Here is a 21,565-nt window from a genome sequence, read left to right as displayed (position 1 = left end):
GGCTTTATGCATCTCCCTTCGGGGTGCTGGGGGTGTTGACGACGGAGGTCAGGCCGGCGGCGGCGAGGTCCTTGTCGGGGAGCTCGGCCACGTAGTGCTCGGTGCCGGGGATCTTCTTGAGGACCGGGCGGACGTCGAGGCCCACCGTGGGGTGGCTCGAGCGCGGCGCGAAGCGGTCGCCGTCGTTGAAGTCCTTGGGGCTCGGGACCACGCCGGGCACCTGGTGGAGCCTGCCGGAGCCGCCCTCGATGGAGAGCACGGCGCCGAGGAGGCCGCGGGTGTACTCGTGGGTGGGGTGCATGAGCAGCTCGATGGTGGGCGCCTGCTCCACGACCTGGCCGGCGTACATGACGGTGATGTAGTTGGCCACCTCGGCCACGAGGGCGAGGTCGTGGGACACGAAGATCATGGCGAAGCCGAGCTTGGCCTGCAGGTCGTTGAGGAGCTTGATGACCTGCTTCTGGACGGTGACGTCGAGGGCCGTGGTGGGCTCGTCGGCGATGATCACCTTGGGGTCGCGGGTGAGGGCCATGGCGATGAGGACGCGCTGGCGCTGACCGCCGGAGAGCTCGTGGGGGTAGCTCTCGAGGGTACGGGCCGGGTCGAGGCCCACGAGCTCGAGGAGCTCCTCGGCGGAGCGGGTGCCGCCGCGGTCCGTGAGCTGCTTCATCTGGTTCTTGATGAGCATGGACGGGTTGAGGGCGGAGAGGGCGTCCTGGTAGATCATGGCGATGTCGTGGCCGCGAAGGGCGTTGCGCTCGGCGTCGTCCATCTCGAGCAGGTTCTTGCCCTGGTAGAGGATCTCGCCGGAGATCTGGGCGCGGGAGTCGATGAGACCCATGATCGTGAGGGCGGTGATGGACTTGCCGCAGCCGGACTCTCCCACGAGGCCCATGGTCTGGCCGGGGCGCACAGCGTAGTTCACGTGGTCGACCACGTTGACGTCGCCGTGGCGCGGGAACTTGATGCAGAGGTCCTTGACCTCGAGCACCGGCTGCACGTCGTAGTCGGGCTTGTGGCGGTCGTCGCGCCCGGCCTCGACGGCGGCGAGGGCTGTGAGGGACCTGTCGAGGGAGGCGGCCTGCTGCTTGTAGGCCTCGACCGGGTCGAACAGGAGGCGGTCCTGCTTGCGGGCGTGCTTGCCGTCGTCCTCGATGGGGGCGTTGGGCGCCGCCACCATGGCGTCGGTGATGCCCTCGGAGAAGATGTTGAGGCAGAGGACCGTGATCATGATGGCCAGGCCGGGGAAGAGCGCCTGCCACCAGCGGCCGGCCAGGACGCCGGAGCGGGCGTCGGACAGGATGTTGCCCCAGGTGGGCGTGGGCTCCTGGATGCCGGCGGAGATGAAGGACAGCGAGGCCTCGAGGATGATGGCGTCGGCCACGAGCACGATGACGTACACGAGGATGGGCGCGATGCAGTTGCGCATGACGTGCTTGACGAGGATCCAGGGGGCCTTGGCGCCCGAGACCACGACGGCGCGGACGTAGTCCTCACCGTACTCGGCCACCACGTTGGCGCGGACGATACGGGTCACCTGCGGGATGTAGATGAAGCCGATGGCCAGCACGATGGAGGGCACGGAATTGCCGAAGACCGACACGAAGACGGCGGCCAGGGCGATGCCGGGGAAGCTCATCACCACGTCCATGACGCGCATGATGACCTCGGAGATCCACTTGCGGCTCACGGCGGCCACGGAACCGATGATGCAGCCGCCAACGAGGGCGAGGAGGGTGGCTCCGAAGCCGATGGCCAGGGAGTAGCGGGCGCCGAACATCATGCGGGAGAGGATGTCGCGGCCCTTCTCGTCGGTGCCGAAGAGGAACTCGCCGTTGGGGGCCTGGCGGGCCTTGAAGATCTCGAAGGGGCTGTGGGGCGCCAGGAAGTTGGCGCAGATAGCCACGAGGGCCACGAGGACGAGCACCACGATGGAGATGCGGGAGCCGATGCTCATGGCGTGCCAGCGGCGGGAGATGCCGCTGCGGCGCTTGACGGTCTCAGCCACGTTACACGCTCCTGATTCGGGGGTTGATAAGGATGTAGAGCATGTCCACCACGATGTTGATCACGATGAACGCGAGGGCTACCACGAGGGTCACGCCCTGGACGAGCGTGGGGTAGTTGGACGTGACGCCGTCGAGGATGGCCATGCCCATGCCGGGCAGGTTGAAGATGACCTCGATGACCACGGCGCCGCCCATGAGGTAGCCGATGCGCAGGCCGAGGACGGTGACCGGCGTGATCATGGCGTTGCGAAGCACGTTCTTGACGATGACCTCGCCGCGGGGGACGCCGGCGCCCACGGCGGTGCGCACGTAGTCGCGGTCGAGCTCCTCAGCCATGGAGGTGCGGATGACGCGGGTGAGCTGGCCGGCGAGGGGCACCGCCAGGGCGATGGCCGGCAGGATCATGCGCATCCACCAGCCGCCGGTGAGGAACGCCGGCAGGGCGCCGGAGGCCGGGAAGATCTTGAGGTTGAAGGAGAACACCAGGATCAGCAGGACGGCGAGCCAGAAGGACGGCGTGGCGATGCAGGCGATCGACAGTATTCGGATGACCTGGTCCGGCCACTTGTCCCGGTACACGGCGGCAACCACACCGAGGATGAACGCGACGATGACGCCGATGATGAGGCCGAGGAAGGTGAGCTGCATGGTCACCGGGAAGGCCTTCATCACGCGGTCGGCCACGGAGGCGCTGTTGACGCCGTACTCGCCGAGGCTGCCCTGGAACATGCCCCCGAGGAAGTCGCCGTACTGCACGATCCACGGCTGGTCGAGGCCGTGCTTCTCGCGGTACATCTGGACGGCCTCCTGGGTGGCGCCCTCGCCGAGGGCACCGTAGGCCGGGTCAATCGGGGAGAACGACATGACGAAGAACACCAGGAAGGTGACGCCCAGGACCATGATGGGCAGGGCGATGAGCCTTCGTCCTATCAACCGGATGAGGTTGTTCACGTTGCGTCTCTCCTTTCACAATAGAAACGGGTTGCCTATGTGCACAAATGGGGCGCGGGAAGGCGATGGTGCGGTGCCTCCCCGCGCCCGTCCCGGATCGCTCCGGGGTTGGAACCTTGAAGGAGCTTACTTGGCCTTGCAGCCCACGAAGTCGATGCCCGTGCAGCCGATGGCCTGGAAGCCGTCGATCTTGTCAGCCCAGACGCCGGTGGGGGTGACGCGGTGGAGCAGCGGGTACAGGGGCACCTGCTCGGCCAGGAGGTCGAAGCACTGGTTCCAGGTGTCCTGCTGGGCGTCGCCGGTCTCGGTGACGGCCTTGGCCATGAGGGTCTGGAGCTCGGTGCACTTCTCCATGCCCTGCCAGCCGTAGCGGGACTGGGTCCAGATGCCGTCGCCGTAGAACCAGCTCATGAGCAGGTCGGGGTCGTTGCCGAAGACCGAGGGGTCGCCGGAGGCGAGCACCACGTCGTAGGGGCACACGCCGGAGGCGTCGGGCGTGGCCTGGTTGGCGTAGAGGTCGGAGCTCTTCTGGGAGTTGAGCTCGACCTCGAGGCCGGCGGCGATGAGGTCCTGCTGGATCTGGGCGGCGATCTCGGTGATCCAGGCGGTGTCGGTGGTCTGGAGGGTCAGCTTGGTGCCGGTGGCGCCGGCCTCCTCGAGGAGGCTCTTGGCCTTGTCGACGTCGTAGGTGTAGACCGTGGAGGCCTTGTGGTAGCCGGGGAAGTTCTCGGGCAGGTAGCAGGTGGCCGGCTGGGCGAGGCCGTCGAGGGCGTTCTCGATGAGCTTCTCGACGTCGACGGCGTAGAAGAAGGCCTGGCGCACGCGGACGTCGTCGAACGGCTTCTTCTTGAGGTTGAACATGAAGAAGGGCAGGTTGAAGCCCTGGACCTTGTCGACGGTGATGCCCTGGCCCTCGAAGTTGGAGATCTGGTCGGCCGGCACGGCCTCGCAGACCATGGTGGTGCCCTCGGTCATGGCCGTGACGCGCGGGTCGTTGTCGACGAGGACGGAGAACTCCACCGGGTTGCTGGCCGGCTTGGGGCCGTTGTAGTTCTCGTTGACGGAGAGCTTGATGGACTGCTCGGTGGACTCGTCGTACTTCCAGGGGCCGGTGCCCACGGGGAGCTTGGTGAGCTCGTCCTTGGACATGGAGGCCGGGCAGATCTTGATGATGCAGAGACGCTTCTTCATGATCTCGGGGTCGAAGGCGTTCTTGAGCTTGAAGGTGACGCCGGTGTCGCCGTCGGCCTCGACGGCGTCGATGAAGGTGAGCATGGGCTCGTAGATGTTGCCCTTGTACTCCTCGTCGATGCCCGCGGCGCGCTGCCAGGACTTGATGACGTCGTCGGGGGTGACGGCGGTGCCGTCGGAGAACTTGGCGCCCTCGCGGAACTGCACCTTGTACTCGGTGTCGGAGACCTTCTCGATGTCCTCGGAGGCGGCCAGGGCGGCGAAGGCCTCCATCTTGGCGTAGTCGAACTCGAAGAAGCCCTCGGCCACGCACCAGTTGGCGGCCATGCCGGTGGCGCTGGAGGTGGACAGCGGGTCGAGGTTGCCCTGGTTCTGGTAGGCGAGGCCCGCGGTCAGGGTGGCGTCGGCGCCGCCGGAGCCGGAGCCGGAGTCGGACGACGCGTCGTCGCCACCGCCGCCGCAGCCGGCAAGGCCGAGGCCCGCGGCGACCGCGGCGGTGCCGCCGAGGCCGAGGAAGGTGCGACGCGACATGCCCTTGTCAAACATTGCGTATCTCCTGTCTTCTCTGGCGGTATCCCGCCCTTTTTAAGCCGGTTTTCATGATAGGTCGGGTGCGATTCCGCGCTCTCACGGCTGATATTATTGTCGGCGAACGGCCTCGCACGGCCGGGAAGGCACGTCCAAGCCATAGGCGGAATAAAACATGCCTACTCGCCCACGGGGACCTGTCGGGCGCAGGAAACCGCACCGTATCGCCCGTTGGGAGGCTGTCCCCCGCTTTTGCGGTGAAATCTATCTACCGATGTAGATGCATAAGAAGTACGACCTGTCAATGCCGATTCCGGGACCGGGGGGAGCCATGCTCGCCGACCTTCATACGCACACAAGCCGATCCGACGGCACCTGCGACGCCGCCGCCATGGCGGCCGCGGCGCGGGCCGCGGGCGTCGACGTCCTGGCCGTGACCGACCACCTCACGCTGCCGGCGGCCATGGACCCGGCATGCGCGTGCTCCGTCGCCGAGGCCGACCTCCCCGCCCTCGCGGCCGAGGTCGCCGCGGCGGCGGAGGGCTCCCCGGTGGAGGTGCTCCTGGGCTTCGAGTGCGACTGGTACCCGGGGTGCGAGGAAAACGTTGCGCGCTGGTCCCGCGGCGCGGCGCTGCTCCTGGGCTCTGTGCACTGGATAGGCCCCCAGGAGGGCGGCGCCTGGGTCGACGACCCGGACGACCTGCACGTCTGGGAGGAGCTGGGCCCCGACGAGGTCTGGCGCCGCTACGCGGACGCCTGGTGCGCCGCGTGCGAGAGCCCGGCGGGGTTCGACGTCATGGCCCACCCGGACCTGCCGTTCCGCTTTGCGAACGAGGGGCTGGCCCCCACCATGGACCTCTCGGCGACCTTCTCGGCCATGGCCGAGTGCGCCCACGACACCGGGCGGCGCGTCGAGGTCTCCACGGCGGGCCTCCGCAAGGGTGTGGGCGCGTTCTACCCGTGCGGCGCGCTGCTCGACGAGTTCGTGCGCGCCGGGGTGCCGGTGACCTTTGGCAGCGACGCCCACCGGGCCGGGGACGTGGCCTGGGGCCTCGCCCGCGCCCACGCCTACGCCTGGGGGCACGGCGTGCGGGCCCAGGAGGTGCCGGGCAGGGACGGCTGGCGGAGCGTCCCGCTGTAGGGGCGCCGCGGGGTCGGCCCGGGGCCGGGTCCCGGGCGCCTCTGAGGCGGCTACCTGAAGCGCGCCGCCAACTCCCCCGCCAACTCCTCGAGCGAGACGCCCTGGCGCTCCAGGCAGACCATGAGGTGGTAGACGAGGTCGGCCGCCTCGTAGCGGACGTGGTCGTGGTCGCGGTCCTTGGACGCCAGCGCCACCTCCACCGCCTCCTCGCACACCTTCTTGAGCACGCGGTCCTCGGGGCCCTTGAGCAGGCGCACGGTGTAGGAGGCCTCCGGGTCGGCGTCCCAGCGGCCCGCGATGGTGGCGGCGAGCTCCTCGAGCACGGGGCCGACGGGCCTCGGCTCCACGTTGGCGGTCCTCTCCCCCATGGCTAGGCCTCCTCGAAGTCGACGGCGGCCGTGGGCGAGAGCTCCCGGAAGAAGCAGGAGCGGTTGCCGGTATGGCAGGCGGGGCCGGGCGAGTCCACCTCCACGAGGAGGGTGTCGCCGTCGCAATCCACCAGGATGCGCCGCACGGTCTGCACGTTGCCGCTCGTGGCCCCCTTGTTCCAGAGCTCCCGGCGGGAGCGCGACCAGAACCACGTGGTCCCGGTCTCGCGGGTGAGCTCGAGGGAGCGCTCGTTCATCCACGCCACCATGAGCACCTCTCCGGTGCCGGCCTGCTGCACGACGGCGGGCACGAGCCCGTTCCCGTCGAGGCGCACGGTGGCCTCGTCGATCTCCACGACGCCGTCGGCGCCGCCCTGGGCACGGTCCATGGGGTCTCCTCCCCTACGCGTGTTCGTTCCGAGAAGCATAGCGCCGCACGGCGCGCGGCCGCGGCCTAGAAGTCCAGCCGCACCGGGATGCCCTGACTCGCCATGTACTCCTTGACCTGCCTCACCGAGAAGGTCCCAAAGTGGAAGACGCTCGCCGCGAGCACGGCGTCGGCCTCCCCCTCGAGGACGCCCTCGGCGAAGTGCTCGAGGCTCCCCACGCCGCCCGAGGCGATGACGGGGATGGGCACGGCGCGGGCCACGGCGCGGGTGAGGGCGAGGTCGAAGCCCTCCTTGGTGCCGTCGCGGTCCATGGAGGTGAGCAGGATCTCGCCGGCGCCGCGGCGGGCGGCCTCCTCGCACCAGGCCACGGCGTCGATGCCCGTGGCGGTGCGCCCGCCGGCGGTGTAGACCTCCCAGCGGTTGGGGCCCGTGGCGCGGGCGTCCACGGCACACACCACGGCCTGGCTGCCGAAGGCCGCCGCGGCGGCCGAGATGAGCGACGGGTCGCGCACGGCGGCCGAGTTGACCGAGACCTTGTCGGCGCCCGCGGCCACCATGGCGCGCATGCCCGCGAGGTCGCGGAAGCCGCCGCCCACGGTGTAGGGGATGCCCAGGCGCCGGCTGGCGTCGGAGGCCATGCCCACGGTGGTGGCGCGGTCGTCGCTCGTGGCGCAGATGTCGAGGAACACGACCTCGTCGGCGCCCGCGGCGTCGTAGGCGGAGGCGAGCTCCACCGGGTCGCCGGCGTCGCGCAGGGACACGAAGTTCACGCCCTTGACCACCCGGCCGTCCTTGACGTCGAGGCACGGGATCACGCGTTTGGCGAGCATGGTCACTCCCCTCCCGCCGCGGCGAGCGCCTCGGCGAGGTCGAGGGTCCCCTCGTAGAGGGCCCGCCCGCAGACGACCCCCTCGACGACGCCGTCGCCGAGGGCCGCGAGCCTCCGGACGTCCTCCACGGTGGTCACGCCGCCCGAGGCCGTGACGGGGAACCCGCAGGCGGCCGCGACGGCGCGGTAGGCCTCCGGGTCAACGCCCGTCTGCATGCCGTCGCGGGAGACGTCGGTGTACACGAGGTGCGAGAAACCCATCCCGATCACGGAGGCCAGGAGGGCCTCCAGGGACACGGGGGCCTCGTCGCGCCAGCCGTCCACGCGCACGGCGCCGCCCTTGGCCGCGACGTCGGCCGCCACGGCGTCGCCGAAGCGCGCCGCGGCCTCGGCCGCGAAGCCCGGGTCGCGCACCAGCGGCGTGCCGATGGACACGCGGGAGACGCCGGCGTCCAGGAGGCGCTCGACGTCGGCGAGGCTGCGCACGCCGCCGCCGGCGTCCACGCGCACGGGGACCCGCTCGCAGACGGCGCGGATGGCGTCCATGTTGGCGGCGCAGGCCCCCTCGTCCTCGCCGAAGGCGCGGGAGAGGTCCACCATGTGGACCCACCCGGCGCCCGCGGCGGCGAAGGCCTCGGCCTGGGCCACGGGGTCGGAGGAGTACACGTCCATCTCGCTGCGGACGCCCTGGCGCAGGCGCACCACGTCGCCCGCGACGAGGTCGATGGCGGGGTAGACGATCATAGGGGCAGACCCCCCTTCACGAGGGCGACGAAGTTCTCGAGGATGGGACGGCCGGCGCCGGAGCTTTTCTCGGGGTGGAACTGGCAGCCGAAGACGTTGCCCTTCCAGACCACCGAGGGGAAGCTCCGCGCGTAGTGGGTCTTGGCGCACACCACGTCGGGGTCGCAGCCGCCGTCCAGGGCGTAGGAGTGGGTGAAGTACATGTGCGACCCCTCCCCCACGCCGGCGAGCAGGGGGCAGGCGCGGCCGAGGGGCGTGAGGTCGAGCTCGTCCCACCCCACGTGGGGCACCTTGAGGCGCGAGGACTCCAGGCGCGTGCACCCCCCGGGAAGGAAGCCCAGGCCCGGCCGCCAGCCCTCGCCGCCCTCGCGGCCGCGGGTGCAGAACAGCTGCATGCCGAGGCAGATGCCAAGGATGGGAACGCCGCGGGCGCGGGCGCGGACCACGGCCTCGGCCTGGCCGGAGGCCTCCATGTACCCCATGGCGTCGGCGAAGGCGCCCACGCCGGGGATGACGAGGCCGTCGGAGGCGGCGGCGAGGTCGGGGTCGTCGCTCACCACGACGTCGGCGCCGGCGCGGTCGAGGGCGCGGGCCACGCTCATGAGGTTGCCCTTGTGGTAGTCGAGCACGCAGACGGCCATCAGAGGGTCCCCTTGGTGGAGGGCACCCCGGTCACGCGGGGGTCGGGCTCGCAGGCGAAGCGCAGGGCCCGGCCGGCGGCCTTGAAGGCGGCCTCCACGATGTGGTGGCCGTTCTCGCCGGCGAGCTCGCGCATGTGGAGCGTGGCCCCGGCGTCGCGGGCCAGGCCGGCGAAGAACTCGTGGGCCAGCTGCGAGTCGAAGGTGCCTATGGAGGGCACGGGGACCGGGACGTCCCAGAAGAGCTCGCCTCGGCCCGAGAGGTCCACGCAGGCCAGGACCAGCGCCTCGTCCATGGGCACGACGCACTGGGAGAACCGGGCGACCCCGGCCTTGCCACCCAGGGCCTCGCGCAGGCACGCACCGATCACGATGCCGGTGTCCTCCACGGTGTGGTGGGCGTCCACGTCGAGGTCGCCCACGCAGCGCACCGTGAGGTCGAAGAGCCCGTGACGCCCGAAGGCGTCGAGCATGTGGTCGAAGAAGCCCACCCCGGTGCGGACGTCCACGACGCCGGTGCCGTCGAGGTCGAGGGTGACGGCGATGTCGGTCTCGCCGGTGGTGCGGGTGACGGTGGCTCGTCTCATGGTTCCCCCTAGGAGCTGGAAGGGACGGGTCTGAGGATCCGGCGCAGGGCGTCGAGGACGGCGTCGTCCTCCGCGGGCGTGCCCACGGTGACGCGCAGGCAGTCCTCGAGGCCCGGCGCGGAGGAGAGGTCGCGCACGAGGATGGAGAAGTCCCGGGCGAGGCGCTGCCGCACGGCGTGGGCGTCCGGCACGCGCACGAGCACGAAGTTGGCCTCGGAATCCCATACGCGCAGGCCGAGGGCGCGCAGGCCCCCCGTGAGGCGGGCGCGCTCGGCCACGACGTCGGCCACCGCGGCCAGGGCGAGGTCGCGCCCCTCCACTACGGCCGTGGCGGCGGCCTGGGACAGCACGTTCACGGTGTAGGGCTGGCGCACGGCGGCGAAGACGTCCACAAGCTCCGGGGAGGCCAGGAGGTAGCCCACGCGGGCGCCGGCCATGGCGAAGGCCTTGGACAGCGTGTGGAGCACGCAGAGGTTGGGGTGGCGGTCGAGCAGCGCCGCCGCGCTCCCCATGGACGGCGCGAACTCGCCGTAGGCCTCGTCCACCAGCACGACGCCGGGGCAGGCCTCGCAGAGGGCCTCCACGCGGTCCGGGGCCACGGTGTTGCCCGTGGGGTTGTTGGGGGTGGTCAGCACGGCGACGTCCGCCGTGCGGGCGGCGGCGAGGACCTCGTCCCAGGCGGGCTCGAACGTCTCGGGGTCGCGCGGCACGGCCACGACCGTGGAGCCCACGAGCCTTCCGTAGATGTCGTAGACCGAGAAGGTGGGCGGCATGTCCAGCACGGTGCGGCCGGGTCCCCCGAAGGCCAGCAGCAGGTCGAAGATCAGCTCGTCCCCGCCGTTGCCCACCACCACCTGGGAGCGGTCGACGCCGTGCCACGCCGCGAGGGCGTCGCGCAGGCCGTTGGCCATGGGGTCGGGGTAGCGGTTGAGGGGCGTCGCCGCCAGGGCCTCGCGCACGGCCCGCTCGAGCGCCGGGGGGCGCGGCCAGGTGCTCTCGTTGGCCGAGAGGTTGACCCGGCACTCCACGAACCCGGGATCGTAGGGCTCGAGGTCCGCCACCTCCGGGCGCACGAGGGCGCGGGCCCGCTCGGAGAGGCCCACGTCACTCACCGCCCGTCTCGAAGTCGAGCTCCGGCCGGCCGGGCTCCGAGAGGGGCTCGGGCCACGCGGCCGCGGCGGCGTCCTCGCAGAGCTCCTCCCACGGGGTCCCAAGGCCGCGCTCGCGCAGGCGGCGGCGCATGCCCACGGAGAGCGCGTGGGCCCAGAGACCCTCGGCCTGGGCCAGGGTCTGGGTGGCGTCGGCGTCGACCTCCATGCCGGCCGGCGAGTAGCAGACCACGCTCGAGGAGGTGGTGAAGTCGTCCACGGAGAGCGGGTTAGAGAAGGCGGCCGTGCCCCCGGTGGGCAGCGTGTGGTTGGGGCCCGCCACGTAGTCGCCCAGGGGCTCCGAGCTCCAGTGGCCGGCAAAGATGGCGCCGGCGCTGCGGATGGAGCCGAGGAGCGCGACGGCGTCGGCCACGCAGAGCTCCAGGTGCTCCGGGGCGATGCGGTTCACGGCGGCCACGGCCGCGTCCATCGTGTCGCAGAGCACGACGACGCCCTGGCCGTCGAGGGAGGCGCGGGTGACGTCCGCGCGGGGAGACTGGGCGCAGAGCAGGTCGAGGGCCCCCTCCACGGCGTCGGCCAGGGCGGCGGAGGTCGTGACGAGGTAGCTCGCGGCCAGGGGGTCGTGCTCGGCCTGGGCCATGAGGTCGGCGGCCACCACGGCGGGGTTGGCCGTGTCGTCGGCCAGCACGCACACCTCCGACGGGCCCGCGATCATGTCGATGCCCACGTCGCCCGAGACGCGGCGCTTGGCGGCGGCGACGAAGGCGTTGCCGGGGCCGCAGACCTTGTCGACGCGGGGGATGGTCTTGGTGCCGTAGGCGAGGGCGGCCACGGCCTGGGCGCCGCCCACGGCGTAGACCTCGTCGACGCCCGCCACGGCCGCGGCCGCCAGGGTGTAGGCGGAGAGCGAGCCGTCGCGCTGGGGCGGGGTGACCATGACCACCCTCCCCACGCCTGCCACCTTGGCGGGGACGGCGTTCATGAGCACGGTGGAGGGGTACTGGGCGCGGCCGCCGGGCACGTATATGCCCACGGAGGCCAGAGGCGACACCTTGACACCCAGGAGGGTCCCGTCGGGCTTGGTCGTGAACCACGACTGGCGCACCTCGCGGCGGTGGAAGTCCTCGATCTGGCCGTGGGCCCTCTCGAGGGCGGCGAGGAACCGCGGGTCCACCTGGGAGAGGGAGGCGGCCACGACGTCGTCGGGCACGCGGAAGGAGCGCGGGGCCGCACCGTCGAACTCGAGGCAGAAGCCGCGCACGGCCTCGTCGCCGCCGTCCCGCACCGCGTCGACGATGGCCTCGGCGGCCGCCACAGCGTCGGCGGGCAGCGCCCCGGAGCGGTGGAGGTCGTCGTTCGTGAGGGTGGCGCCACCCTCGAGCGTGATCCTTCTCATGGGGGTCAGCCTTTCTCGACGGCGTCCCGGAGCCTCGCCCCGAGCGCCCTGATCCTTGCGTCGCTGCGGAAGGCCGCCGGCCCCGCGAAGAAGCGGGCCGAGCAGTCCATGACGTCGTCGGCCACCACCACGAGGTCGTTCTCGCGCAGGGTGGTGCCGGTGGCGGTGATGTCCACGATGCGGTCGGCCATGCCCACGATGGGCCCGAGCTCGATGTTGCCGTGGAGCGCGAGGATGTCCACGGGGCAGCCGATGGAGTCGAAGTACGCCTGGGTGACGCGGGGGTACTTGGTGGCCACCCGGTAGGAGCCGCGGCGGGCGAAGGCGGCGTCGGCGGCCCCCGCGGAGCCCGCGGGCTCGGCCACGACGAAGCGGCAGGCGCCGAAGCGCAGGTCCTCCAGCTGCACGAGGTCGAGGTCGGCCTCGAACAGGGAGTCGGTGCCGCACACGCCGCAGTCGGCGCCTCCCCAGGCCACGAAGGCGGGGGCGTCGGTGGCGCGCACGATCACGTACTCCACATCGCCGGCGGTCACGACGAGGCGGCGGCCGGGCTCGCGTAGGTCGTCCACGGGCAGGCCCACGGCCTCGAGGAGGTCCACGCAGGGCCCGAAGAGCGATCCCTTGGGCACGGCGATGCGAAGCGGGCGGTCGTCTCCCCCGCCGTCGCGGACGTCGAGGGCGCCCTGGAGGCGCTCGAGGGACAGGGCGAATCCGCAGGCGCCCACAGCCGGCACGTCCAGGTTGGCCAGCACGGCGTCGTAGCGGCCGCCGGAGGCCACGCTCGAGGAGAACCCGGGGGCGAAGGCCTTGAACACGAGGCCCGTGTAGTAGTCGAACGAGTTGACGATGGAGAAGTCGAAGGCCAGGGGCACCGGCCCGGATGCCACGGCCCCGGCCAGGGCGCGGAGCTCCGCCGTGCCGCGGTCGGCCTCGGCCACGCCGGCGGCGGCGAGCAGGGCGTCCACGGCGTCGAGCGCCTCGACCCCGCCCATGGAGCGCGGCAGCCCGCGGAGCGCCGCCGCGGCGGCGTCGGGAACGTCCAAAGAGGCCACGAAGGCGTCGAGGCCCACGAGGTCGGAGGAGTGCACGAGGGCCAGGATCCTGTCGGCCTCGGCGCGGGAGACGTCGGCGGCGCCGATGGCCGCGGCGAGGGGGCGCACCGAGCCGCACACGACTGTGCAGCCCGAGAGGCCCACGGCCCCGAGGGTCTCCATGAGGATGCCCACGACCTCCGCCTCGGCCTCGCCGTCGGGGGCGCCCACGAGCTCCACGCCCAGCTGGGTGAACTGGCGCGCCTCGCCGGAGAGGCTGCGCTGCTCGCGCACCACGGGGGCGGCGTAGCGCAGGCGCGCCGGGAGGTCGCCCTCCCCCATCCGCCCGGCCACGAGCCGGGCGATGGGCAGCGTGAGGTCGGGGCGCAGCATGAGGAGCCGGTCGTCGGCGTCGATGAGCTGGAACGGCACGCCGCGGATGCGGCCGGCCCGCTCGAGGACCTCGCGGCTCTCGAGCAGGGGCGTCTCCACGGGAAGATAGCCGTGGTCGGAGAAGACGCGCCTCACGGCGTCGGCCAGGGCCTCGCGGGCCAGGGCCTCCTCGGGCAGGATGTCGCGGAAACCGCGCGGGGTGCCGTGGATCATCGGCGCCTCCTCATGAACGGGGTCACGGGTGCTTTAGCAGAGTAAAGCACTTTACCCTAGTAAAGTCAACGGGGAGGGGCGGCGGCCCCTCCCCGCACCGGGCGGGAAACGGCCTCAGCCACCCAGGTAGGCCTTGCGCACGCGGTCGTCGTGGGCGAGGTCGGCTGCGTCACCGGCCATGGACACCTTGCCGGTCTCGAGCACGTAGGCGCGGTCGGCGATGGAGAGGGCCTTGGCGGCGTTCTGCTCCACCAGAAGGACGGTGGTCCCCGCCTCGTGGAGGTCCTTGACGATGTCGAAGATCTCGTCCACAAGGATGGGGGCCAGGCCCATGGACGGCTCGTCGAGCATGAGCAGGGAGGGCCGGCTCATCATGGCCCTGCCCATGGCGAGCATCTGCTGCTCGCCGCCGGACAGGGTGCCCGCGCTCTGCCCCTCGCGCTCCTTGAGGCGCGGGAAGCGGTCGAAGACCGTGGTGATGGTCTCCCGGGCCTCGGCGTCGCTGCGGGTGAAGGCCCCCATCTCGAGGTTCTCGCGCACCGACATGTTGAGGAACACGCGCCTGCCCTCGGGGCAGAGGGCCATGCCGCGGCCCACGGTGTGATGGGCCGGGATGCGGGAGAGCTCCTCGCCCTTGAACTCGATGGTGCCGGAGCGCGGGGTGAGCAGGCCCGCGACGGTGTTGAGCGTGGTGGTCTTGCCCGCGCCGTTGGCGCCGATGAGCGTGACGATCTCGCCCTCCTCGACCTCGAAGGAGACGTCCTTGATGGCGTGGATGTTGCCGTAGTACACGTTGAGGTCGGTGACCTTGAGCAGCGCCATGGCCCTACGCCTCCTTCGCGGACGTGCCGAGGTACGCCTCGATGACCTGGGGGTCGCCCTGGATCTGGTCGGGGGTGCCCTTGGCGATGATGCGGCCGAAGTTGAGCACGGCGATGCCCTCGCAGATGCCCATGACCAGGTCCATGTCGTGCTCGATGAGCAGGACGGCGATCTGGAACCGGTCGCGGATCTTTGCGATGTTCTCCATGAGCTCGGCGGTCTCGCTGGGGTTCATGCCGGCGGCGGGCTCGTCGAGGAGCAGCAGCTTGGGCCCCGTGGCGAGGGCGCGCACGATCTCCAGGCGGCGCTGGGCGCCGTAGGGCAGGTTGCCGGCCTGCACGTGGGCGAGGTCGGCCATGCCGAAGACGTCGAGCAGCTCGAGGGAGCGGTCGTGGAACTCCTTCTCGCTCACCCAGTAGCGCGGCAGGCGGAAGATGCCGCTCCACATGCCGCACCGGATGGCGTTGTGGAGGCCGATGGTGACGTTCTCCTCCACCGTGAGGCTCGAGAACAGGCGGATGTTCTGGAACGTGCGGGCGATGCCCATCTGGCTCACCCGGGCCGTGCTCATGCCGGCGGTGTCGTGGCCGTCGAGCAGGATGGTCCCCCGGGTGGGCTGGTAGACCTTGGTGAGCAGGTTGAAGACCGTGGTCTTGCCGGCGCCGTTGGGGCCGATGAGGCCGGCGATCTCTGTCTTGCCCACGATGAGGTTGAAGTCCTCCACGGCGTGGAGGCCGCCGAAGTCGATGCCCAGGTGGCGGCACTCGAGCACCGGCGTGGCGTGGACGTCGCGCTCGGGAACGATGCCATCGGAGGGCAGCGGCACCATGCGGGTGCCCCTCCTGGGGGCGGGGGGCGCCTTGACGGGCGCGTCGTCGCCCTTGGCCCGGGCGGCCTGGACCCGGTACGAGCCCTGGGCGGCGCGCGCCTCGAGGTCCTTGTTGGATCGCTTGTCGGTGTCAGCCACGGCTGTCGCCTCCCGTCGAGACCATGTCGGGGTCCTCGAGGGCCTCCTTGTCGGAGAGCCAGGGGACCTTGCGTTTGACGGCGTCCATGAAGCGCTGGACGGCGCCGATGTTGGGCAGCACCATCACGCAGATGAGCACGACGGCGTAGATGAGCATGCGGTAGTCGGCCATGAAGCGCAGGAACTCGGGCAGGATCGTGAGGATGGCCGCCGCGACGATGGAGCCGCGGACGTTGCCGATGCCGCCGAGGACCACGTACACCAGGATGAGGATGGACGTGTTGTAGTCGAAGCGGCCGGCCACCACGCTCGAGAAGTTCATGGCGTAGAGCGTGCCCGCCATGCCGGCCAGGGCGGCCGCCACGACGAAGGCCATGAGGCGGTACTTGGTCACGTTGATGCCCACGGACTCGGCGGCGATGCGGTTGTCGCGCACGGCCATGATGGCGCGGCCGGAGCGGCTGCGCACGAGGTTGAGCACCACGAACAGCGTGACGAGGACCAGGATGAAGCCGGCCACGAACGTGGAGAGCTTGTCGATGCCCACGGCGCCCTGGGGGCCGTTGATGATGACGACGCCGTGGTCCATGCCGAGGTCGGCCACGGACGTGAGCGACACGTGCAGGCCGGCGGCGTCGCGGCCCACGTAGAGGTTGTTCACGATGTTCTTGATGATCTCGCCGAAGGCCAGGGTCACGATGGCCAGGTAGTCGCCGGAGAGCCGCATGACGGGCACGCCCACGACGAAACCGGCGAGGGCGCCGAAGCAGCCGCCGGTGGCCACGGAGACCAGGAGCCGCAGGGCGTCGTTGGGGATGACGTCGCCCAGCAGCGAGGCCATGACGACGCCGGTGAAGGCGCCCACGCTCATGAAGCCCGCGTGGCCGAGGGAGAGCTCGCCGGAGATGCCCACCACGAGGTTGAGCGACACGGCGGCGCAGATGTAGACGCAGATGGGGACGAGCTGGCCCTGGAGGGCGCTCGTGATGGAGCCCGTGGCGATCATGCCCTGGATGACGAGGAAGGCTATGACCACGAGGGCGTAGGTGCCGAAGGCCCCGCGCACGGCCTCGGAGAGCCGGGCGCCGAAGGTGGGGGCCTGGGCGGTTGCGGGTGCGTTGTTTGCCATGGCCGCCTCCTAGACCTTCTCGGGAACGTACTTGCCGAGCAGGCCGGAGGGCTTGATCAGCAGGACGATGATGAGCACCGCGAAGACCACGGCGTCGGACAGCTGGGTGGAGATGTAGGCCTTGGCGAAGGTCTCGATGATGCCGAGGAGCAGGCCGCCGAGCACGGCACCAGGGATGGAGCCGATGCCGCCGAAGACGGCCGCCGTGAAGGCCTTGATGCCGGGCATGGCGCCCGTGGTGGGTTGGAGCACCGGGTAGGAGCTGCAGAGCAGCACGCCGGCCACCGCGGCCAGGCCGGAGCCGATGGCGAAGGTGGTGGAGATGGTGCTGTCCACGTTGATGCCCATGAGGCGGGCGGCGCCCGGGTCCTCGGAGCACGCCCTCATGGCCTTGCCCATCTTGGTCTTGGTGGTGAAGAGCCCCAGGGCCACCATGATGACGACGGAGCACACGATGGTGACGATGGTCTCCGCCGAGACGGTGAGCTGCCCGTCGAAGAGCACGACCTGCGGCCACCCGGCCACCACGGAGGTGAAGACGCGGGGGTTGGAGCCCCAGATGAGCAGCGCGAGGTTCTGGAGCAGGTACGACACGCCGATGGCGGTGATGAGCACCGTGAGGCTCGGCGACTGCCGCAGCGGCTTGTAGGCCACGCGCTCGATGGCCATGCCCAGCAGCGTGCAGGCCAGCACGGCGAAGAGCACGGCGACGAGCGGGTTGAGGCCGAGGGTGTTGAGCATGATGAAGGCCACGTAGCCGCCCACCATGATGACGTCGCCATGGGCGAAGTTGAGCATCTTGGCGATGCCGTAGACCATGGTGTAGCCGAGGGCGATGATCGCGTAGACGCTGCCCAGGCTGACGCCGTTGATCAGGTTGGTCAGGAACTCCAAGGGTCCTCCCCTCCCGGTCGAGATTGACAGGCTCCCCGTGTCACAGGGCGGGGGTCACCTGAATATAGGTGACCCCCGCCCGTCACGGCACCCTTGTTACGCGGCACTTACATTGGGGCGCAGCAGGGACTACTCCATGCCCACGTACTGGCCGCCCTGGATGACCATGCCCTTGGGCTCCTTGGAGACCTCGCCGGTGTCGGACCAGGCCATGGTGTCGCCGGTGAGGCCGCTGAAGGTGAAGTCACCGGAGGTGAAGACCTCGACGAGCTTGTCGCAGACGTCGGAGGCGCTCATGTCGGGGGTGCACCCGCCCTTCTCGAGGGCGGCCTGGAGGGCGTAGACGCAGTCGTAGGCGTCGGCGGCGAACTGGTTGGGCACCTCGCCGGTCTTGTCCTTGTAGGCGGCGACGAATGCCTTGGTCCTGTCGTCGTCGGCGTCGGCGTTGAAGGGGGTGAGCAGCATGACGCCCTCGGCCAGGGAGGTGTCGAAGCCCTCCATGGCCAGGATGCCGTCCATGCCGTCGACGCCGAAGAACTTGGGGGCGTAGCCCATGTCGTTGGCCTGCTTGAGGATGATGGAAGCGGGGGTGTAGTAAACGGGGAGGAAGAGGATGTCGGCGCCGGCGTTCTTGCAGTTGTTGAGCTGCGTGGAGAAGTCGGTGGCGCTGTCGGCGGTGAAGGCCTCGTTGGCCACCACCTCGAGGTTCACCTGCTTGGCCTCGGTGAGGAACTTCTGGTCAATGCCGGTGGAGTAGGCGTCGGAGCTGTCGTAGATGATGCCCACTTTGGTGCCGAGCTTCTGCTCGGAGATGTACTTGGCCGACGCGGTGCCCTGGTTGGGGTCGGTGAAGCACATCTGGAAGACGTTAGGGCGGCGGGCCGTGGTGGTGTTGCCCTGGGCGTCGGGCTGGCCGCCGATGACGTCGGTGGAGGAGGCCGACGGGGTGAGCACGAAGATGTTGTCGTTGCTGGCCTCCTCGGCCACGGCGATGCAGGGGGCCGTGGTGGTGGTGCCCACGAGCATCTGCATGCCCCAGTCCTTGAGGGTGTTGAAGGCGTTGACGGACTTCTCGGCGTTGTGCTCGTCGTCCTCGAACTTGAGGTCGAACTTGAACTGGGAGTCGGTGCCGTCGATCTCGGCCACGGCGATCTCGGCGGCGTTCTTGCAGGCGTTGCCGTAGATGGCGGCGCCGCCGGTGAGCGGGCCGATACCGCCCATCATGAACTTGCCGCCGTCGGAGCCGGCGCCCGAGCCGCTGCCGTCGCCCGACCCGCCGGAGGCGGAGTTGCCGCACCCGGTGAGGGCCACCGCGCCGGCGGCACCGGCCACACCCATGGCCTGGACGAACCCACGACGCGAGACGTTGGAGAACTTCATGGTTATCCCCCTTGCGTAGTGCGAGAGCCGACGGCGTCGAGAACCACGTCGCATCGGCGAACGCGCTGATACCTTGGACAGATGGTAGCGAACGGCCCATGAGCGGTCGGCTCGTTAGCAGAATGCAAAACCAGCTGAAACAAGGTTTTCACTTTGGAGGCCGCGGCGGCCTAGGCGGCCCTGCGCGAGGCCACCCTGCCCACCATGGACCGGAGGAAGGACGCCTCGGGGAGGCGCAGCGCCATGGCGCCGCCGAAGGTGACCGCGAGGGCCGGCAGGCCCGCCGCCACGCAGACCAGGAGGCCCTTGGCGAGGCCCGGGCCGCCGAGGCCGACGGGGCCGGTGAGCGCCCACACCAGGAGGGCCCCCGCGGCACCGCCGGCGAGGCCCAGGGCCAGGGAGCGCACGGCACAAGCGAGGATGCCCTTGAAGCCGATGGGGCCGAGCTCGCGGCGCAGCTGGACGAAGGTGACCACGTCGACGGCGACGAAGAAGAAGAGCGACGAGAGGCCGGGCACCATGTAGCCCCAGACCGGGGTGAGGGCGAGGCAGAAGACCACCTGGACCACACCGGCCACGACGTTGGCCACGGCGAACAGGCGCATGCGGCGCCAGGAGGAGCACACCTTCTGCAGGTAGGTGCAGACCCCGTAGAACGGCAGCGAGAGGGCCAGGGCCGAGAGGTAGCCGGCGATCATGGACGTTTCCTCGGCCGTGAACGAGCCGGCGTTGAGGAGCTGGGAGAGCTGGGGCGAGAACACCACGAGCAGGACGGCCATGGGCACGAGGAAGAACAGGATGCGCGAGCACCCCGAGGAGATGCCGGAGACGAAGCCGGGGATGTCCCGGGCGGCATAGGCGTGGGAGAGCTCGGTGAACATGGCCGTGGTGACCGGCACCGCCAGGATGGCGTAGGGCAGCGTGTACCAGAGCCTGGCGTAGTAGGCCACGGCGGCGCCGGACGACGTGGCGGAGAGCACGCAGCTCGTCTGCACCGAGACGGTGGCGAAGCTCACCACCATGACCACGAGGGAGGGCACGCCGATGGAGAGGGTCTCCCGGAGGGCGGGGTCGTGCAGGTCGACGGAGAGGCGCAGGCGTATGCCGTGGCGCCTCAGGCTGGGCATCTGCATGAGCACCTGCACCGCCACGCCGAGGGGGTTGCCCACGGCCAGGGCCAGCACGGCGGCCGTGGGGTCGGTGCCCACGAGCAGGGCGTAGGCGGCGAAGCTCGCGGTGCAGATGATGTTGTTGAAGACCGGGGCCGCCGTGGACCAGAAGTAGTCGCGCTCGGCGTTGAGGACGCCCGAGAACACCGAGGAGAGGCCGTAGAGCACCACCTCCACCACGAAGAAGCGGAAGAAGTAGGTGGCGAGCCCGTGGTCGAAGTCCTCGGTGGCGCCGAAGGACTGGGTGAGCACCACCTGGGACGCGAACACGAAGCCCAGCAGGGCCACCGCCCCCATGACCACGAGCACGATGGTCACGAGGTTAGAGGTGTAGGCGCTCGCCCGCTCGCGGCCCCCCTCCTCCTTGACCGAGAGGTAGACCGGCAGGAAGGCGGTGACGAGCATGCCGCCCATGACGAGCTCGTAGAGCTGGTTGGGCAGGTTGTTGGCCACGGTGTAGCAGCTGGCGAGCATGGCGCCGCCGATGGCGGCGCCCTGGCCCCAGGTGCGGAGGAACCCCGTGATGCGGCTGAGGATGACGAGCAGGCTCATCATGGCGGCGCTGCGGCCCACGGAGGCCTCGACGTCGGCGGGCGCCGCGGCGCGGGCCTCCCCCGCCCCGGCGGCCAGCGGGTCGTCGTCGAAGGAGGCCACCGGCAGCACCTCCCCCGGCTCCACCCCCACGAGGGGCGGCTCGTCGGCCAGGACGTCGGCGTCCCGGGTGAGGTCCACGGAACCGGTGTCGCCGGGGCCCAGCCCGTGGCGGCGGCAGGCCCTGCCGTGGAGGCCGCCCTCCTCGAGGGCCTCCATGAAGGCGGCCGTGGTGTCGGGGGCGGGCGCCGTGCGCCGCAGGTGGCCCGGCGCCTTGGGGCGGTGGGGCCGGGGCAGGAAGGGCGAGGCCGCCGGCGCCGAGGGCGCCGCGGGGATGAAGGCGTCGGCCTCGAGGGGGTCGGGGACGTCGGAGGCGATGCGGCGCGAGCGGTCGGCCCGCTCGGCGCGGGGGTCGGGCGTGGGGGCGGTCGCCTGGGTCTTGCGCGAGGCCTCCAGGGCGGCGACGAACATCATGGTCGAGCCCGGATCGGTCCCGGGGCCCGGGTCGGCGCGCCTCTCTGGCCGCGGGCCGGGGGCCGCCATGTGCCTCGGGCGACGTTCCGCCATCTCAGTTCCCCTCACGCGTGATGTCGGCCAGGTGCGCCCCCGTGAAGGCCACGAGGTCGGCGGGGTCGAGCACGAGCTGCAGCCCCAGGCGGCCGCCCGACACCGCGACGGAGTCGAAGAGCGTGGCCGCCTCATCGATGATAGTGGGGAACGGCCTCCTCATGCCCACAGGGGAGCACCCTCCACGAACATAGCCCGTGAGACGCTCGATGGAGGCCACCGGCACGAGCTCGAGGCGCTTGACGCCCGCGGCCGCCGCGGCCTTCTTGAGGTCCACCTCGCACGACACCGGCACGCAGCAGACCACGTGGCCGCCGGACGGCTCCTCGCAGACCAGCGTCTTGAAGCAGGCGTCGGGGTCCTCCCCCAGCGCCGCGGCCACGGAGTCGCCCAGGTGCCTGCCGGGGACTCCGTCGCCGTGCTCGTACTCGCGGGCCTCGTAGGCGATGCCCGCGGAGTCCAGCTCGCGCATGGCGTTGGTCTTGGTCGGCCCCTTGTCGCGCCGTGCCATGGTGGCGCCCCCCTCCCC

General features: G+C 70.7%; 20 protein-coding genes. 1 reads left to right on the top strand and 19 read right to left on the bottom strand.

What is annotated here, in order from left to right; all coding sequences use genetic code 11:
* Positions 1 to 4: 4 nt before the first annotated feature.
* From NFR49_RS00865 to NFR49_RS00855, 3 genes are all read right to left on the bottom strand, one after another.
* On the bottom strand, positions 5 to 1,957 hold the full coding sequence (locus tag NFR49_RS00865; RefSeq protein WP_251158907.1) for a dipeptide/oligopeptide/nickel ABC transporter permease/ATP-binding protein: 1,953 nt from the start codon (positions 1,955 to 1,957) through the stop codon (positions 5 to 7).
* 52 nt (positions 1,958 to 2,009) lie between these two features.
* The gene (locus tag NFR49_RS00860; protein ID WP_251157819.1) at positions 2,010 to 2,960 is read right to left on the bottom strand and encodes an ABC transporter permease; all 951 of its coding nucleotides are present in this window, start codon (positions 2,958 to 2,960) and stop codon (positions 2,010 to 2,012) included.
* 126 nt (positions 2,961 to 3,086) lie between these two features.
* Positions 3,087 to 4,697 (bottom strand): ABC transporter substrate-binding protein, encoded by a 1,611-nt coding sequence (locus NFR49_RS00855; protein WP_251157818.1) that lies wholly within the window; start codon positions 4,695 to 4,697, stop codon positions 3,087 to 3,089.
* Between the two features lie 313 nt (positions 4,698 to 5,010).
* Between NFR49_RS00855 and NFR49_RS00850 the strand changes: the two genes are divergently transcribed.
* On the top strand, positions 5,011 to 5,820 hold the full coding sequence (locus NFR49_RS00850) for a PHP domain-containing protein (RefSeq protein WP_251157817.1): 810 nt from the start codon (positions 5,011 to 5,013) through the stop codon (positions 5,818 to 5,820).
* Positions 5,821 to 5,870: 50 nt separating this feature from the next.
* Here NFR49_RS00850 and hisE read toward each other — a convergent pair whose 3' ends face one another.
* The 16 genes from hisE to ybaK form a co-directional block, all read right to left on the bottom strand.
* The gene (gene hisE, locus NFR49_RS00845) at positions 5,871 to 6,188 is read right to left on the bottom strand and encodes a phosphoribosyl-ATP diphosphatase (RefSeq protein ID WP_251157816.1); all 318 of its coding nucleotides are present in this window, start codon (positions 6,186 to 6,188) and stop codon (positions 5,871 to 5,873) included.
* A gap of 2 nt (positions 6,189 to 6,190) precedes the next feature.
* The gene (gene hisI, locus NFR49_RS00840) at positions 6,191 to 6,577 is read right to left on the bottom strand and encodes a phosphoribosyl-AMP cyclohydrolase (protein WP_251157815.1); all 387 of its coding nucleotides are present in this window, start codon (positions 6,575 to 6,577) and stop codon (positions 6,191 to 6,193) included.
* A 65-nt stretch (positions 6,578 to 6,642) separates the two neighbouring features.
* A complete protein-coding gene (gene hisF / locus NFR49_RS00835; RefSeq protein ID WP_251157814.1) occupies positions 6,643 to 7,407 on the bottom strand; it encodes an imidazole glycerol phosphate synthase subunit HisF in 765 nt (254 codons plus the stop codon).
* 2 nt (positions 7,408 to 7,409) lie between these two features.
* Positions 7,410 to 8,150: a 1-(5-phosphoribosyl)-5-[(5-phosphoribosylamino)methylideneamino]imidazole-4-carboxamide isomerase gene (locus NFR49_RS00830; RefSeq protein ID WP_251157813.1), complete on the bottom strand. Its 741-nt coding sequence runs from the start codon at positions 8,148 to 8,150 to the stop codon at positions 7,410 to 7,412.
* Positions 8,147 to 8,791, bottom strand: a complete 645-nt coding sequence (gene hisH, locus NFR49_RS00825) for an imidazole glycerol phosphate synthase subunit HisH (protein ID WP_251157812.1) — start codon at positions 8,789 to 8,791, stop codon at positions 8,147 to 8,149. The genes NFR49_RS00830 and hisH overlap by 4 nt, the downstream gene beginning before the upstream one ends.
* Positions 8,791 to 9,375 (bottom strand): imidazoleglycerol-phosphate dehydratase HisB, encoded by a 585-nt coding sequence (gene hisB, locus NFR49_RS00820; RefSeq protein WP_251157811.1) that lies wholly within the window; start codon positions 9,373 to 9,375, stop codon positions 8,791 to 8,793. The genes hisH and hisB overlap by 1 nt, the downstream gene beginning before the upstream one ends.
* 8 nt (positions 9,376 to 9,383) lie before the next feature.
* Positions 9,384 to 10,487 carry a histidinol-phosphate transaminase gene (gene hisC / locus NFR49_RS00815; protein WP_251157810.1) on the bottom strand — a complete coding sequence of 368 codons (1,104 nt, stop codon included), beginning with the start codon at positions 10,485 to 10,487 and terminating at the stop codon, positions 9,384 to 9,386.
* A complete protein-coding gene (hisD, locus tag NFR49_RS00810) occupies positions 10,480 to 11,880 on the bottom strand; it encodes a histidinol dehydrogenase (RefSeq protein ID WP_251157809.1) in 1,401 nt (466 codons plus the stop codon). Before hisD ends, hisC begins: the two co-directional genes overlap by 8 nt.
* 5 nt (positions 11,881 to 11,885) lie before the next feature.
* A complete protein-coding gene (hisG, locus tag NFR49_RS00805) occupies positions 11,886 to 13,517 on the bottom strand; it encodes an ATP phosphoribosyltransferase (RefSeq protein WP_251157808.1) in 1,632 nt (543 codons plus the stop codon).
* A gap of 114 nt (positions 13,518 to 13,631) precedes the next feature.
* Positions 13,632 to 14,339: an ABC transporter ATP-binding protein gene (locus NFR49_RS00800; RefSeq protein ID WP_251157807.1), complete on the bottom strand. Its 708-nt coding sequence runs from the start codon at positions 14,337 to 14,339 to the stop codon at positions 13,632 to 13,634.
* Positions 14,340 to 14,343: 4 nt separating this feature from the next.
* The gene (locus NFR49_RS00795; RefSeq protein ID WP_251158906.1) at positions 14,344 to 15,168 is read right to left on the bottom strand and encodes an ABC transporter ATP-binding protein; all 825 of its coding nucleotides are present in this window, start codon (positions 15,166 to 15,168) and stop codon (positions 14,344 to 14,346) included.
* A 130-nt stretch (positions 15,169 to 15,298) separates the two neighbouring features.
* Complete coding sequence (locus NFR49_RS00790; RefSeq protein WP_251157806.1) at positions 15,299 to 16,435, bottom strand: branched-chain amino acid ABC transporter permease; 1,137 nt, start codon at positions 16,433 to 16,435, stop codon at positions 15,299 to 15,301.
* 9 nt (positions 16,436 to 16,444) lie between these two features.
* Entirely contained in the window at positions 16,445 to 17,329 is an 885-nt protein-coding gene (locus NFR49_RS00785; RefSeq protein ID WP_251157805.1) for a branched-chain amino acid ABC transporter permease, read from the bottom strand.
* 129 nt (positions 17,330 to 17,458) lie between these two features.
* Entirely contained in the window at positions 17,459 to 18,709 is a 1,251-nt protein-coding gene (locus tag NFR49_RS00780) for an ABC transporter substrate-binding protein (protein WP_251157804.1), read from the bottom strand.
* A gap of 170 nt (positions 18,710 to 18,879) precedes the next feature.
* Entirely contained in the window at positions 18,880 to 21,036 is a 2,157-nt protein-coding gene (gene murJ, locus NFR49_RS00775; protein ID WP_251157803.1) for a murein biosynthesis integral membrane protein MurJ, read from the bottom strand.
* A 1-nt stretch (position 21,037) separates the two neighbouring features.
* Positions 21,038 to 21,547: a Cys-tRNA(Pro) deacylase gene (gene ybaK, locus NFR49_RS00770; protein WP_251157802.1), complete on the bottom strand. Its 510-nt coding sequence runs from the start codon at positions 21,545 to 21,547 to the stop codon at positions 21,038 to 21,040.
* Between the last annotated feature and the right edge of the window lie 18 nt (positions 21,548 to 21,565).

This window comes from Caniella muris (assembly GCF_943193035.1).
Lineage (GTDB): Bacteria > Actinomycetota > Coriobacteriia > Coriobacteriales > Atopobiaceae > Granulimonas > Granulimonas faecalis.
Note: the sequence above shows the minus strand (reverse complement) of the source record. Positions and strands in the feature narration are given on the sequence as shown.